The sequence below is a fragment of the Cellulosimicrobium sp. EB106-03-01-XG111 genome (assembly GCF_058792115.1).
This window is the reverse complement of sequence record NZ_JBYTEQ010000019.1, coordinates 19,555-33,749: the sequence shown is the minus strand read 5'-3', so window position 1 is coordinate 33,749 and position 14,195 is coordinate 19,555. Positions and strand designations below refer to the sequence as shown.

Sequence of the window (14,195 nt, the reverse complement as noted above, 5' to 3'; positions counted from 1 at the left end):
CCTCGGCCGGACCGTGGGCCGGAGGTGGGACACTCGGAGACGTGCTGCACGCCCCCACCACCTCCCCGCGACCGACGAGCGCGACGCTGCTCGACGTGCTGCGCGCGGGCGGGCGGCGCGACGAGCGGCTGCGGCACGTGCGCGAGCTCCCCGCGCGCCCCGGCACGCAGGGCGAGTGGCCCGCGTGGGCCGACGCGTCGCTCGTCGCCGGGTACCGCGCGCTCGGCGTGGAGCGGCCCTGGGAGCACCAGGTGGAGGCCGCCGACGCCGCGTGGTCGGGCCGGCACGTTGCGCTCGCGACCTCCACGGGCTCCGGCAAGTCGCTCGCGTTCTGGCTCCCGGCGCTCACGGCCGTCCGCGCCGACGCCGCGGCGCGCGTGCTCGACCCCGGTCGCATCGAGTCGGTCGCGCGCCGTGGTGCCGTGCTCTACCTCTCGCCCACGAAGGCGCTCGCGGCCGACCAGCTCTCCGGTCTCCAGCGCCTCCTCGACGCCGCCGGGACGCGCGACGTGCGGGTCGCGACGTGCGACGGCGACACCGCGCAGGACGAGCGCCGGTGGGTGCGGGAGCACGCCGACGTCGTCCTCACGAACCCGGACTTCCTGCACTTCGCGCTCCTGCCGCACCACCGCGGCTGGACGCGGCTGCTGCGGGACCTGCGGTACGTCGTCGTGGACGAGGGGCACGCCTACCGCGGGGTGTTCGGCGCGCACGTCTCCCTCGTCCTGCGGCGCCTGCGCCGGCTCGCCGCGCACTACGCGCGCGAGGGCGACCCGCCTCCGACGTTCGTCGTCGCGTCGGCGACGACCGCCGACCCGGCCACGAGCGCGGCCCGGCTCGTCGGGGTCGAGCCCGACGACGTCGTGACCGTCGCGCGCGACACCTCGCCCGCGGGGCGCAAGACGTTCGCGCTGTGGGAGCCGCCCGTCGTCGTGGGCTTCGAGGCGTCCGCGGACGCCGGGCCCGCGGAGGGTCACGACGACGACCCCGCGGTCGCGACGCCCGCCGAGGGACCCGAGCACCCGCGCCGCAGCGCCACGGCCGAGACGGCCGACCTGCTCGCCGACCTCGTCATCGCGGGCGCCCGCACGCTCGCGTTCACGCGCTCGCGCCGCGGCGCGGAGTCCGTCGCGGTCCAGACGCAGGACAGCGTGCGCGTCGTCGACCCCCGGCTCGTGCGCCGCGTCGCCGCCTACCGGGGCGGGTACCTGCCCGAGGAGCGGCGCGAGCTCGAGGACGCGGTGCGCACCGGCGACGTGCTGGGCCTCGCGACGACCAACGCGCTCGAGCTGGGCGTCGACATCTCGGGGCTCGACGCCGTGCTCATCGCAGGCTGGCCCGGCACCCGCATGTCCGTGTGGCAGCAGGCGGGCCGCGCCGGGAGGGCGGGCGCCGACGGCCTCGTCGCATTCGTCGCGCGCGAGGACCCGCTCGACACGTTCCTCGTGCACCACCCCGAGGCCGTGTTCGACGCGCCGCTCGAGGCGACCGTGTTCGACCCCGCGAACCCCTACGTCCTCGCGCCGCACCTGTGCGCGGCGGCGGCGGAGGTGCCGCTGCGGTCGGAGGACCTCGCCGCGTTCGGCGCGCCCGACGTGGTGCGCGGCCTGCTCGACGTGCTCGTCGCGCGCGGCGCCCTGCGCCGCCGGGCGTCCGGCTGGTACTGGACGCACGCGCAGCCCGCGTCGGGCATGACCGACCTGCGCGGCTCCGGCGGCGCGCCCGTCCGGGTCGCCGAGGCACGCACCGGCCGGCTGCTCGGGACCGTCGACGCCGCCTCCGCGGACGGCTCGGTGCACGACGGCGCGGTGTACGTCCACCAGGGCCGCACCTACGTCGTCGAGCACCTCGACCTCGCGGACCACGTCGCGCTCGTGCGTCGGCAGGACGTCGACCACGGCACGTGGTCCCGGTCGACCACGTCCATCACGATCGTCGACGAGCCCACGGGCGGGGACGTCGCGACGGGCCGCGACGTCGTCGAGCGCAGCTGGGGCCCGGTCGGCTGGGGCTACGGCCCGGTCGACGTGTGCTCCCAGGTGGTGAGCTTCCAACGCCGCCGCCTCCTCGACATGCAGGTCCTCGGCACGGAGACCCTCGACCTCCCCGAGCGCACGCTGCCGACGATGGCCGTCTGGTGGACCGTCCCCGCCGCCGTGATCGAGGAGGCGGGCGTCGACGCCGACGAGCTGCCCGGCGCGCTGCACGCCGCCGAGCACGCGTCGATCGGCCTGCTCCCCCTCCTCGCGACGTGCGACCGCTGGGACCTCGGCGGGGTGTCCACCGCGCTGCACGCCGACACCGGCGAGGCCACCGTGTTCGTCCACGACGCCTACCCCGGCGGAGCCGGCTTCGCCGAGCGCGGGTTCGAGCTCGGCGCGACCTGGCTCCGCGCGACCCGCGACGCCATCGCCCGCTGCCCGTGCCACGACGGCTGCCCGGCGTGCGTGCAGTCGCCGAAGTGCGGGTCGTACAACGCCCCGCTCGAGAAGGCCGCCGCCGTCCGGCTGCTCGACGCCGTGCTCGCGCACGCCCCGGTCGCCGAGACCGACCCCGCGGGGCGGAGCGCCGGTTCCCCGCGATAGGGCACCGCTTCCCCCGCGGGGTCGAGCACCGCTGCTGCCGGGCCCGGACAGGTGCCGCCGCCCGACGGACCGCTGCGGCTCACCGCGCGCTCGCCGGGCCGGCACGTGCTGCGGCGGTCGCGCGGCCGAGCGAGGCGCCGAGGAACGTGACGCCGGCTCTCGACTCGACGTCCACCCGGACGACCCCCGCGCCCTGCTCCGTGCACGCGACCACCACGACCCGGTTGTGCGCCGCGGTCTCGCGCGCCCGGCCGCACGGTTCCCACCCGTCGCGTGCTGCCGCCGCCGCCGCGAGCGCCGCGAGGTCGGCTCCGGTCTGCGCCGTGCCACGCGCCGCCTGCGCCTGCGCGAGCGCGCCGAGCGCGACCGCCAGCACGAGGAGCGCCGCGACGACGCCGAGCACGAGCACGGTGCCCGCTCCGCGCTCTGCATCGATGTGGGGTTCGGTGACCGCCCCGAGCCCCACCCCCGCTCGCCCGTCGGTGTCCGTCTCGGTCTCCGCTGCGGCTTCGGCCCCGGTCCGACCCACGGCCACGGCCACGGCCTCGGCCTCGGCCTCGGTCTCGGTGCACCGCCCCCGAGGTGACCGCGCCGTGGTCATGGCTCGGCCCAGGCGACGGCCTCGCCGCTGGCGCGCAAGGGCGAGCCCGCGAGCCACCCGCCCACGACGGGCGTCGTGACGCGCACCTCGACCCACGGGTCGCCCCGCACCACGCCGACCGTCGCGCCGGCTCCGGCGACCCGGAGCGCCGTCGCCCGCACGGTCGCGTCGTCCTCGCCGATGGCCACCGCCCGGGCGGCGGCCCTCGCCGCGTCGGCGGAGCGCATCTGGGCGCCCGCCGCCGCGGCGAGGGTGAGGACCACGACGAGAACCAGGACGACCGCCGGCAGGGCGACCGCGAGCTCGGCCGTGACCGCACCGCGCTCGCCGCCCTCGCGGGTCCGACCCCTCGGCCGGCGGCCCTCGGCCCCGGCGTCCCGTCGCACGGCTCAGCCCAGCGAGAGCGCGCTGCGCACGATGCCGAGCAGCATCTCGCGCACCTCGCCGCTCTTCAGCACGACGATGAGCAGCCCGGCGAAGCCCGCCGCGGCCACCGTCGCGATGGCGTACTCCGCGGTCGCGAGACCCGCCTCGCCGTCCTGCCCCGTGCTCGTCCCCGTCAGGCGCGCGAACGCGCGTCGCGGCTGTCGTGTCATCTCCGGCTCCCCTCTCGTGGCCCGCGTCGTGCGGGCGGTCGGAGCGACCCTGCCGGGACCGGCGGCTGCGGCGCACCCCACCTCGCAGCGCCGGTGGACGGGGCCCTCGGGGCGACGACCTGTGCACAGCGGCGAGCGCTCCGCACGCGTCGACGGCCCGAGCGCCCAGCCCTCGCCGACAGGGCGAGCGTCCAGCCCGGTTCGACGGGCCGAGCGTCCAGCCCGGGTCGACAGGTCGACGCGGCCGACCCGGTCGACAGGGCGACACGCCCGCCCGGTCGACGGGTCGAAGCGCGCGGCTCGGTCGACGGATCGAGCGACCCCCCCTGGTCGACGGCGCGTGCGGTCAGCCCCAGGTCAGGGGGTCGAGCTCGAGGTGGAAGCGGAGCCGGCCCGGGTCGACCGCGGACCCGTACCGCGGCGCCAGCGACTCCTCCAGGGCACGGGCGTGCTCCGGCCAGGTGTCCTGGGCGTTCGCCAGGAGGAGGGAGAGGTCGGCGTGCCGGTCCGCGACCCCGAGCCGCCCGACGTCGACGAACCCGCGGACCTCCAGCGTCTCCGGGTCGAGCAGGACGTTGGGCAGGCACAGGTCGCCGTGGCAGACCACGAGGTCCGCCACCTGCTGCTCCCGCCGCGCCGGCAGCTCGGCGGTGAGCTCCGCGAGGAGGTCCGCAGGGTCCCGGGACTCCTGCTCCGGCCGCAGGAACTCCGGGTGCACGCGGCCGCCGTCGACCACGTCGCGGGCGAGGGCGACCATGGCGTCGAGGCTCCGGTCGAACGGGCAGCCGTCGACGGGGAGGTCGTGGAGGGTCCGCGCCGCCGCGAGGACGTTCGTCCAGGCGCGGTCGACCTGGTCGGGGCGGACCGTGTCGGCGGGCACCCCCGGCACCGTGCGCGTCACGAGGACGGCTCCCTCCCCCGTGTCCTCCCACGCCAGCACCTCGGGGACGGCGATCCCGCGGGCGGCCGCCCAGAGCGCGCGGTCTCGCTCGCCCACCAGGGCGGCCACCTGGTCCGGGCCCACGACCTTGGCGTACCGGGAGCCGTCCGCGCTGACGAGCACACGGGCCGAGGACTCACCGCTCCCTGCTTCGCGCCAGGCGTCGTCTCGGAGCGGGCCGGGCACGCGGGCGGCGGGAGACGGTTCCATGCGGACACCGTAGCGAGCGCGGCCTCCCGTCCCGACCTCCCGAGCTCCTAGCCGGAGAGCAGGCCCGCGCCGAGGGAGACGAGGACGGGCAGCAGCCCGACGAGCACGAACGCGGGCAGGAAGCACGCACCGAGCGGGAGCACGAGGTGCACGGCGAGCCGCGCCGCGGCCGCCTTGGCCGCTCCGGTCCGGTCCTGCCGCGACGCCGCGGCGGCAGCCCGCAGCGACGACGCGGGAGCAGCGCCGTGCAGCCACGCGGGTCGCAGCGCCCGCTGGACGACCCCGAGCCGCGGCGGCGCGCCGGCCCAGGCGCCGTCCCACGACGCCCCCAGGAGGAGCGCGGCTCCCGCAGCACGCAGCCCGGCACCGTCGCGGCCCCCGACGCACGTCCCGACGACGTCCAGCGCTCGCGGGACCGCCGCACCCGACCCGACGGCGGCCGCGAGCAGCTCGAGGAGCACCCCGGTCTCGATGCCGGGGTCGCGGTCGTCGCCCCGTGGCCGTCGACCGCCCTCCCCGGCGGGGGCCGCGTCGCGCCCGCGTCCTGCCCGCCCGACGGCGGCCGCGCGCCGCCCGGCCTCGGCGCGCGCGGACCACCACGGCGCGGCGCCCGCCAGCACGCAGAGCGCCAGGAGGACGAGGGTCATCGGTGCTCTCCTTCCCGGGCGGGCCTCGCGCGCAGCACGGTCACCGGTCCTGCCCCGCCGTGCGCGCCCGCTCGACGAGCCGCGCGGACCACGTGCGCCCCGCCGCGAGCAGCAGGACCCCGAGGAGCACGCCCGCCGTCCCGAGGCCGCCGTCGGTCGCCGTGCCGAGCGGGTCGGCGCCCAGCACGTAGCCGAGCAGCACGCCGACCGCGGGGAGCCAGAGCAGCACGCGGGCGGTCGCGCGCGGTCCGGCGAGCGCCGCCTCCCGCTCGGCGCGCGCCTCGGCGTCCGCGGCCACGGACGCGGCGACCTCGTCGAGCACGGTCGCGAGCGGCGCGCCCAGCTCCGCGGCCAGCCGGCACGCCGAGACGAGGGCACGCGCCGTCGCCGGGCCGCCGACGTGCGGCGCGAGGTCCGCGACGCGGGGGACGCCACCGCCGTCGACGCGCACCCCGACCGCACGGGTCCACGCGACGCCGGGCGCGGCTCCCGACCGCAGGAGCGACCCGACCTGCGTCACGACGACGCGCACGAGCTCGGGCACCGCCCGCGGTCGGCCGGGGCGGCGCAGCACGGACCACCGCGTGGCGCGCGACGCCGGCCGGCCGACGACGCGACGCGCCGACCGCCCGACCGGCGCCGTGGCGCACCAGACCGCGGCACCGACGAGCACACCCACGACGACCGTCATGCGCCGCTTCTCCCGCCGCGCGTCGTCGGCGCCGCACCCGGTCGCCGGCCCACGCCACGCCGCCGCGTCATGCCGACCACCGCCCCACGAGCTCGTCCCACGCCGGTCCCGCGACGGGCCCCGCCGCGCCCGTCGGCCCACCGCCCGCCGACCCACCGCCCGGCGGCACGACCGTCCCGTCCCACGACCCGGCGACGTCCACGCGCAGGGCGCCGCGCTCGTCCTGCCGCACGACGCCCAGCTGCGCGAGGACCCGCCGGGTCGTGCCCGCCGTGCGGACGCGGCGCAGGTGCAGCACGACGTCGAGCCCGCCCGCGGCCTGCGCGGCGGCGGCGGCCCGGTCCATCCCCGCGAGCGCCGCGAGCGCCTCCAGCCGGGCGGGGACCACCTCGACGTCGTTGGCGTGGATCGTCGCGAGGCCGCCGTCGTGGCCGGTGTTGAGCGCCATGAGCACCTCGCGGACCTCCGGCCCGCGGCACTCGCCCAGCACGATGCGGTCGGGGCGCATCCGCAGCGCGGCGCGCACGAGGTCGGCGAGGTCCACGCCGCCCGCGCCCTCGACGTTCGGCCGCCGGGCGGTGAGGGGGACGACGTGGGGGTGGTCGGGGTCGAGCTCGCGCGCCTCCTCGACGCAGACGACCCGCTCGTCGCGCGGGACGAGCGCGAGGAGCGCGGCGAGGAGCGTCGTCTTGCCGGTGCCCGTGCCGCCGGACACGAGGACGTTCGCGCGCCGCGCGACGAGCCCGCGCAGCACCGCCTCCCACGCGTGCGGGACGGTGCCGCCCGCGACGAGGTCGTCGAGCCGGAACGTCCGGGTCCGCAGGACGCGCAGCGAGACGACCGCCCCCGTCGCGCACACGGGCGCGACGACGGCGTGCAGCCGCGTCCCGTCCGGGAGGCGGGCGTCGACGACGGGCGACGCGTCGTCGAGCCGCTGCCCGCCGGCCGCTGCGAGGCGCACCGCGAGCGCCCGCACGGCCTCGGGGCCGCCGAGCGCGACCTCGACCCGTTCGAGCCCGGCGCCGCGGTCGACCCACACGTCGTCGGGCCCGTTGACGAGCACGTCCGTCACGCCGGGCTCGTCGAGGTACCGCTGGAGCGGCCCGGCCCCGAAGATCTCCGCGTGGGCCGTCCGGGTCAGCTCGCGCAGCGCGGTCGTGCCGAGCACCCGGCCCGACGCCCGCAGCGCGTCCGCGACGGCCGCGTCGCCGAGCGTCTCGGTGGCACCGCCCTGCTCGTCGCCCGACCGCACGAGGCGGTCCCGGACGCCGTCGAGCAGCGCGACCCGGCCGCGCTCGGCACGCGGCGGCACCTCCCCGCGCCGGTGCGCGTCGTCCGCGACACTCCCGTCTCGACCGCGCCCACCGCGCAGCGCCTCCCGCCCGGTCACCGGACGGGCCCGAGGTAGCGTGCGGCGAGCTCGCGACCGGCCCGCAGGACCGGGCCGCGGCCGGCGCACGGTCCCTGCCCGCGCTCGACCGCGCCCGCGAGCGCGCGGTCCCACCCGGCCGTCGCGGCGACGTCGAGCCCGACGGCGGCGGCCACCTCGGGCGGCGAGAGCCGACCGGGCGCGGGACCGCGGACCACGAGGGCGGCCCGGCCGGGAAGCCGGTCGCGCACCGCGGCCGCGCCCGCGACCCCGGCGACGTCGAGCGGTGTCACGAGGAGCACCTCGTCGCAGGCCTCGAGCAACGACGCCCCGGCCGCACCCGGCGCGAGGGCCGCGCGGTCGGCGTCGAGCACGAGCACCCCGGACCTCGCCGCCGTGGCCTCGGCGAGCGCGGCGACCACGTCGGCGAGCGCCGCCTGCTCCGGGCCCCCGCCGCGCTCGGTGCTGACCACCGGCACGGTGCCCCAGCGGGGCAGGCGCGCGAGGAGGTCGTCGCCGTCGAGCCGGCCCCGCGCGTCGGCGAGGTCCGGCCAACGCACGCCCGGGTCCTGCTCGACGCCCAGGAGGACGTCGAGGCCCCCGCCCAGGAGGGCGAGGTCGACCAGGCACGTCGGCGCGCGCCGCCGGGCGACCGCCCGGGCCAACGACGCGGCGACGACGCTCGCCCCCGCCCCGCCGCGCGCACCGACCACCGCCACGACCGCTCCGTCCATCGCGCTCCCCCGCCCTCCGTCGACCGGGGACCACCCTGGCCCGGCGACGCGGGCCGCCGTCGGCCCGTCGCCGACCCTGGGGACGGGCCCGTCGGCGAGCGCTCCTGGGGACGGCCACGTTCCGCCGCTAGGCTCGCGACCGTGACCCCGCTCCCGGACCCGACGGACCCGCCGCGCGCCGGCCGGGTCGCCGCGTTCTTCGACCTGGACAAGACGATCATCGCGACGTCGTCGGCCGCGGCGTTCTCGCGGCCGTTCTTCGCGGGCGGGCTCATCAACCGCGGGGACGTGCTGCGCAGCGCGTACGCGCACTTCCTGTTCATGGTGGGCGGCGCCGACGCGGACCAGACGGAGCGCATGCGCGCGCACCTGTCGAACCTCGTGACCGGCTGGGACGTCGCGACCGTCTCCCGCATCGTCGAGGAGACGCTCCACGAGCACATCGACCCGGTCGTGTACGCGGAGGCGGTCGAGCTCATCGAGTCGCACCACGAGCACGGGCACGACGTCGTCATCGTCTCCGCCTCGGGCAGCGAGGTGGTGGAGCCCATCGCCGCGGTGCTCGGCGCCGACCACGCCATCTCGTCGCGGATGGCCGTCGAGGGCGGCCGCTACACGGGGGCGATCGACTTCTACGCGTACGGCGAGAACAAGGCCGTCGCCCTGCGCGAGCTCGCGGAGCGTGAGGGCTACGACCTCGCGGCGAGCTACGCGTACTCGGACTCCGTGACCGACGCCCCGATGCTGAGCGCCGTCGGGCACGCGTTCGTCGTCAACCCCGACCGGACGCTGCGCCGTCTGGCCGCCGAGCACGGGTGGGGTGCGCTGACGTTCTCGCGGCCCGTCGCCCTGCGCTCGCAGCTCGCCGCGCCGACGCCGGTGCTCGCCGCCGCGGGCCTCGTCGGGCTCGGCGTCGTCGGGTGGCTCGTGTGGCGGGCGTGGCGCCGCCGCTCGCGCGGCTGAGCCACCCGTCCGACACCCGCGGACGCGCGCCGAAGGGCCCGATCCGGACCTCCCGGACCAACCGCACCGGCGTGTTCGAACCCCGGTAGAACACGGTGTGGAAGAACCCCCGGAGCGCTTGCGCCCGCCGTCCCGACGGGCTGTCATGGAAGGACAACAGCATCGCGGCGGTACCCACGCGCAGGGCAGTCCACCGAAGGACGCGCTGACCGGAGCGGACCCGGCCACGACGGCCCCCGACCCGTTGCAGCGACTTGGAGCGAGCGCGCCTGTTCACCGTCGCCGCTGGCGACCACGGCGTCCGCGAGGGCGCCGTCGTCGTGTCTGGGCTCACGCGCCCCGTTCCCGCGTCGCGGCCTGCCCGCGGGGCGATACTGGGGCCCATGACGTCAGCGCCGAGTGTCTCCTCCTCCATCACCGCCCGCCTCCAGGTCGAGGCCCGCCCCACCGCCGTGAGCGAGCTGACGACGGCGATCGAGCACACCGGGGGCATCGTCACCGCCCTGGACGTGACGGCGTCGGGCCACGAGCGCATCACGGTCGACGTCACCGTCGCGACGCGCGGCGAGGAGCACGCCGGGCAGATCGTCGAGGCGCTGCGCGCGCTCCCGGGCGTCGTCGTGGACCGCGTCTCCGACCGCACGTTCCTGCTGCACCTCGGCGGCAAGCTGAAGATCGAGTCCAAGGTGCCGATCCGCAACCGCGACGACCTGTCGATGATCTACACGCCCGGCGTCGCGCGCGTGTGCGAGGCCATCGCGGCCAAGCCCGACGACGCCCGCCGCCTGACGATCAAGCGCAATACCATCGCCGTGGTCACCGACGGGTCGGCCGTGCTCGGGCTGGGCGACATCGGCCCGCTCGCGTCGCTGCCCGTCATGGAGGGCAAGGCGGCCCTGTTCAAGCGGTTCGCGGACATCGACGCGTTCCCCATCGCGCTCGACACGACCGACGTCGACGAGATCGTGCGGACGGTGAAGGCCATCGCGCCCGTCTTCGCGGGGATCAACCTCGAGGACATCTCGGCCCCCCGGTGCTTCGAGATCGAGGCGCGGCTGCGGGCCGAGCTCGACATCCCCGTGTTCCACGACGACCAGCACGGCACCGCGATCGTGGCGCTCGCCGCGCTGACCAACGCGCTCAAGGTCGTGGGCAAGGAGCTGCCCGACGTGCGCATCGTCCTCTCGGGCGCGGGCGCGGCCGGGACCGCGGTGCTCAAGCTGCTCCTCGCGGCCGGCGCGCACGACGTCGTCGTCGCGGACATCGAGGGCGTCGTGCACCCGGGCCGCCCGGGCCTGTCCCCGTCCCTCGCGTGGACCGCGGTCAACACGAACCCCCGGCGGGTCACCGGCACGCTGCGCGAGGCCGTCGTCGACGCGGACGTGTTCATCGGCGTCTCCGCGCCGGACGTCCTCACGGGCGACGACGTCGCGCGCATGGCGCCAGACGCCATCGTGTTCGCGATGGCGAACCCGCGGCCCGAGGTCGACCCGGTCGAGGCGGCGGAGCACGCGGCCATCGTCGGCACCGGGCGCTCCGACTTCGCGAACCAGATCAACAACGTGCTCGCGTTCCCGGGCGTGTTCCGCGGCCTGCTGGACGCGCGGTCGCACCGGATCACCGACGCGATGCTGCTCGCCGCCGCCCGCGCGCTCGCGTCCGCGATCCACGAGGACCAGCTCAACCCGACCTACATCATCCCGAGCGTGTTCAACCCCGAGGTGACGACGCTCGTCGCCGCGGCGGTCGAGCGCGCCGCGCGCGAGGACGGCGTCGCCGAGCCGCCCGCGCTGACCGGCGGCCTCCCGCGCGTCGCGACCACGACGACGTCCGCCCCGACCACCGCCCCGGAGGCCTGAGCGTGCAGCGCGTCACGACCCGCAACGCGGCGTTCCAGCAGTGGGAGGCGCTCCTCACCAACCGCACGAAGCGGCACCGGGCGGGCGAGATGGTCGTCCAGGGGGTCCGGCCCATCACGCTCGCCGTCGAGTCCGGGTGGACCGTGCGGACGTGGCTCGTCGACGCCGACCGGTCGCTGTCGTCGTGGGCCCACGCGATGCTCGACCGCGTCCGCGCGCAGCGGTTCGCCGTGTCGTCCGCGCTCCTGCGCGAGCTCGGCGGCAAGGAGGGCGAGACGCCCGAGCTCCTCGCCGTCGTCGCGACGCCGCCCGACGACCTCGGCCGGATCGGCGGCGGCACCGTGGGCGCCGACTTCCTCGGCGTCGTGCTGGACCGGCCCACGAGCCCCGGCAACGTGGGCACCGTCGCGCGGTCGCTCGACGCGTTCGGCGGGAGCGGGCTCGTCGTCGCCGGGCACGCGGCCGACCCGTACGACCCGCGCGCCGTGCGCGCGAGCACCGGCTCGATCTTCTCCGTGCCGACGGTCCGCGTCCCCGCGGGGCGCGACGTCCTCGACTGGGTCGCCGCGCAGCGCTCCTCCGGGGTCCCGCTGACCCTGCTCGGGACCGACGAGCACGGCGACGTCGAGCTCGCCGAGCACGACCTCACCGGCCCGACGCTCGTCGTCACGGGCAACGAGACCACCGGCCTCAGCGCGGGGTGGCGCGAGGCGTGCGACGTCATGGTGAGCATCCCGATGCTCGGCTCGGCGAGCTCGCTCAACGCCGCGAGCGCGACGACGGTCGTGCTGTACGAGGCCGTGCGGCAGCGCCGGGCGCGCTGACGGACCGGCCGCGGACGGCACACGTCCGACGGCGGGTGCGGCGTCCCGGAGGTGCCGCACCCGCCGTCGTCCCCGCGTCAGGACGAGCGCGGCGCCGTGCTGCCCGGAGCACGGGTGATGTGGTGCACCGCCGCCGTGCGCAGGCCGGCCCCGTTGAACTCCTGGTAGATCTCCTTCGCCTCCTGCAGCGCCTGCTTGATCTGGCTCTTGTCGAGGCGAGCCGCGGTCAGCTGGTTCTGGTAGAGGTACAGGAACGTGTTGAAGTCGATCTTCGTCAGGTCCACCGTGGACTTGACCGCGACGAACGCGCTGATGCGCTCCATCCTCTCGTAGATGCCGCGGGCGGAGACGTTGAGGTACCACGCCTTGAGGTCCACCCGGACGATGGACAGGCCCTCGGTCACGACGTAGTACTCCTCCATCGTGCCCGTCGACGCGGACGCGCCGCCGAGGAACACGGTGAGGGCCTCCGAGATGAGGCCGCCCACCCCGTCGATGATGCTGTCCGCCGTCCCCGAGACGAACGACTTGAGCGACGACTTCACGGTGTCGGCGAGGTGCTCCGCCGACGTGGACGTGAAGGCGTGCACCTCCTTCTTGGACGCGAGGATGGACGTGATGGGCACGGTCGAGTTCGTGCCCCCCGCCCCGCGGAGCGACTCCTGGATCTTCGCGTCGAACAGCTCGGCCTTGGTCTCCCCGAGCCGTGCGAGCGACTCCACGACCTCGCGCTGCGTCTGCGCGAGCTCGTCGCTGTTGTCGAACTGCTTGACGATGTCTCTCACGAGCGACATGACTTCCTCCGATGACGTGTGGTGCGGTGTCGGAGCGCGGCGACGGCCCCGCTCCCGTGGCGCGAGGTCAGAAGAGGACCTGCGTGCCCTGCAGGTCGACCTGCCTGCTCAGCGCGTCCGGCCGCGGGTAGCGGGCGTCCGCCGGGACGGGCCGGTTGTAGCCGTAGACCCAGACGCCTTCGAGCGCCCGCTCCTCCTCGAGCGCGAGGGCGAGCCCCGCCGAGAAGTTGGAGACGTTCTCGGCGCACGCGTGCACGAGCACCGGTCCGACCGGCCCGGGCACCCGGGCGAGGAGCCGCGCGACCTGCCGCCGGCTCCACCCCCAGTCGTCGGCGCCGTTCCCCTCGTCGCCGATCTCCTCGTCGTTGCCGTGCGCGGACAGGCAGACCGGGCCCCGCGCCGTCGTGAGCGCCGCGACGAGCGCCCGTTCCGCGGCGGCCCGTGAACCCTTCGGAAGCAGGACGACCTCGCCCCACGCGTCCGCCCCGGAACCGTGCTCCTCGACGGCCTCGCGGATGTCGTCGTCCTGTGTGCAGACCACCAGCATGTCGTGCCCCCTCTCGTGCGTCGGCGGGGCTGCGTCGCCCCGCCGTCGGCCCGGTGCCTTCGTCCGGGTCCGTCGCCAGGATCTGCCGGCCGCGCACTGCCCCACATCGTCAGTTCTGACTATCTGCGGACGGGACGGCCGCCCCGTGCGCGTGCCAGGGCGGCCGAGGCCGCGAGCTGCGAGGAGACGCCGAGCTTGCCGAGGATCGAGCGGACGTGGGCGCGCACGGTCGCGACCGACAGCACGAGCGCTGCCGCGATCTCGGCCACCGACCGACCGCCCGCGAGGTGCTCCAGCACCTCGGTCTCCCGGCCCGTGAGCGACGCCACCGCCCGGCGGTCGCGCACGACCCCGACGAGCTGGTCGACCAGCAGCGCGTCGCCCGCGCGCACGTCCCCCGCGAGCATGCGGGCGACCGTCCGCACCTGGTCGCCGAACGGCCGCTCCGCGGCGACGACCAGGGCGCCGGCGCGTGCTGCGACCAGCAGCCGTTCCGCCGCGACCGCGCCTCCCAGGACCACGACCGGGCCCGGGCGCCGCAGGACCGCGAGCAGCGGGGGGCCGGGGAGGGAGCCCGCGTCGTCGGCCACGAGCACGAGCCCGCGGCGGCCGCCGGAGCCCGGCCGGAGGGCGTCCTCGGGGACCGTGCGCGCCCCGCAGCGGCCGACGGAGCGCAGCCCGGCGGCCACCGCGACGGCGAGCACGCGGTCCCGGGACGCGACGTCGACGCCGTCGTCCCGGCGTGCGGGCACGGCAGGGCGCGACCGCGCGCCCCGCACCGCCGCGTACGCCAACCCGCCCCCTGTGCCTCGCCGTGAGGCCGCACGCTCCGCGA

The 14,195-nt window shown here is 77.1% G+C and carries 15 protein-coding genes; 4 read left to right on the top strand and 11 right to left on the bottom strand.

Translation table 11 applies throughout. From position 1 onward, the window contains the following. The first annotated feature begins 41 nt into the window (after positions 1–41). Positions 42–2,585, top strand: coding sequence for a DEAD/DEAH box helicase (locus AC3WT4_RS15050; RefSeq protein ID WP_257418937.1), 2,544 nt, complete (start codon positions 42–44; stop codon positions 2,583–2,585). Between the two features lie 79 nt (positions 2,586–2,664). Here AC3WT4_RS15050 and AC3WT4_RS15045 read toward each other — a convergent pair whose 3' ends face one another. From AC3WT4_RS15045 to ssd, 8 genes are all read right to left on the bottom strand, one after another. Further along, on the bottom strand, positions 2,665–2,994 hold the full coding sequence (locus AC3WT4_RS15045; RefSeq protein ID WP_257418936.1) for an Rv3654c family TadE-like protein: 330 nt from the start codon (positions 2,992–2,994) through the stop codon (positions 2,665–2,667). A gap of 188 nt (positions 2,995–3,182) precedes the next feature. After that, positions 3,183–3,572 (bottom strand): TadE family type IV pilus minor pilin, encoded by a 390-nt coding sequence (locus AC3WT4_RS15040; protein WP_257418935.1) that lies wholly within the window; start codon positions 3,570–3,572, stop codon positions 3,183–3,185. Between the two features lie 3 nt (positions 3,573–3,575). Further along, entirely contained in the window at positions 3,576–3,782 is a 207-nt protein-coding gene (locus AC3WT4_RS15035) for a DUF4244 domain-containing protein (protein ID WP_043655695.1), read from the bottom strand. 346 nt (positions 3,783–4,128) lie between these two features. Next, positions 4,129–4,932 carry an aminoglycoside 3'-phosphotransferase gene (locus AC3WT4_RS15030; protein ID WP_257418934.1) on the bottom strand — a complete coding sequence of 268 codons (804 nt, stop codon included), beginning with the start codon at positions 4,930–4,932 and terminating at the stop codon, positions 4,129–4,131. A gap of 47 nt (positions 4,933–4,979) precedes the next feature. Then, positions 4,980–5,579 (bottom strand): type II secretion system F family protein, encoded by a 600-nt coding sequence (locus tag AC3WT4_RS15025; RefSeq protein ID WP_492315812.1) that lies wholly within the window; start codon positions 5,577–5,579, stop codon positions 4,980–4,982. A 40-nt stretch (positions 5,580–5,619) separates the two neighbouring features. After that, the gene (locus AC3WT4_RS15020) at positions 5,620–6,270 is read right to left on the bottom strand and encodes a hypothetical protein (protein ID WP_257419496.1); all 651 of its coding nucleotides are present in this window, start codon (positions 6,268–6,270) and stop codon (positions 5,620–5,622) included. A gap of 67 nt (positions 6,271–6,337) precedes the next feature. Then, the gene (locus AC3WT4_RS15015; protein ID WP_492315811.1) at positions 6,338–7,582 is read right to left on the bottom strand and encodes a TadA family conjugal transfer-associated ATPase; all 1,245 of its coding nucleotides are present in this window, start codon (positions 7,580–7,582) and stop codon (positions 6,338–6,340) included. Positions 7,583–7,656: 74 nt separating this feature from the next. Further along, positions 7,657–8,373 carry a septum site-determining protein Ssd gene (gene ssd, locus AC3WT4_RS15010; protein WP_255180475.1) on the bottom strand — a complete coding sequence of 239 codons (717 nt, stop codon included), beginning with the start codon at positions 8,371–8,373 and terminating at the stop codon, positions 7,657–7,659. A gap of 141 nt (positions 8,374–8,514) precedes the next feature. On the opposite strand from ssd, the gene AC3WT4_RS15005 reads away from it, so the two are divergent. The 3 genes from AC3WT4_RS15005 to AC3WT4_RS14995 all read left to right on the top strand — a co-directional run bounded on the left by AC3WT4_RS15005 (position 8,515) and on the right by AC3WT4_RS14995 (position 12,019). Beyond that, on the top strand, positions 8,515–9,336 hold the full coding sequence (locus AC3WT4_RS15005) for an HAD family hydrolase (RefSeq protein ID WP_061266569.1): 822 nt from the start codon (positions 8,515–8,517) through the stop codon (positions 9,334–9,336). A gap of 383 nt (positions 9,337–9,719) precedes the next feature. Next, on the top strand, positions 9,720–11,195 hold the full coding sequence (locus AC3WT4_RS15000) for an NAD-dependent malic enzyme (RefSeq protein WP_083385463.1): 1,476 nt from the start codon (positions 9,720–9,722) through the stop codon (positions 11,193–11,195). 2 nt (positions 11,196–11,197) lie between these two features. Further along, the gene (locus AC3WT4_RS14995; protein WP_492315810.1) at positions 11,198–12,019 is read left to right on the top strand and encodes a TrmH family RNA methyltransferase; all 822 of its coding nucleotides are present in this window, start codon (positions 11,198–11,200) and stop codon (positions 12,017–12,019) included. Positions 12,020–12,096: 77 nt separating this feature from the next. Here AC3WT4_RS14995 and AC3WT4_RS14990 read toward each other — a convergent pair whose 3' ends face one another. The 3 genes from AC3WT4_RS14990 to AC3WT4_RS14980 form a co-directional block, all read right to left on the bottom strand. Continuing rightward, entirely contained in the window at positions 12,097–12,813 is a 717-nt protein-coding gene (locus AC3WT4_RS14990; protein WP_074810360.1) for a hypothetical protein, read from the bottom strand. A 67-nt stretch (positions 12,814–12,880) separates the two neighbouring features. Continuing rightward, positions 12,881–13,354: a hypothetical protein gene (locus tag AC3WT4_RS14985; RefSeq protein ID WP_074810362.1), complete on the bottom strand. Its 474-nt coding sequence runs from the start codon at positions 13,352–13,354 to the stop codon at positions 12,881–12,883. Positions 13,355–13,479: 125 nt separating this feature from the next. Further along, on the bottom strand, positions 13,480–14,112 hold the full coding sequence (locus AC3WT4_RS14980) for a LuxR C-terminal-related transcriptional regulator (protein WP_143031255.1): 633 nt from the start codon (positions 14,110–14,112) through the stop codon (positions 13,480–13,482). Positions 14,113–14,195: the final 83 nt, after the last annotated feature.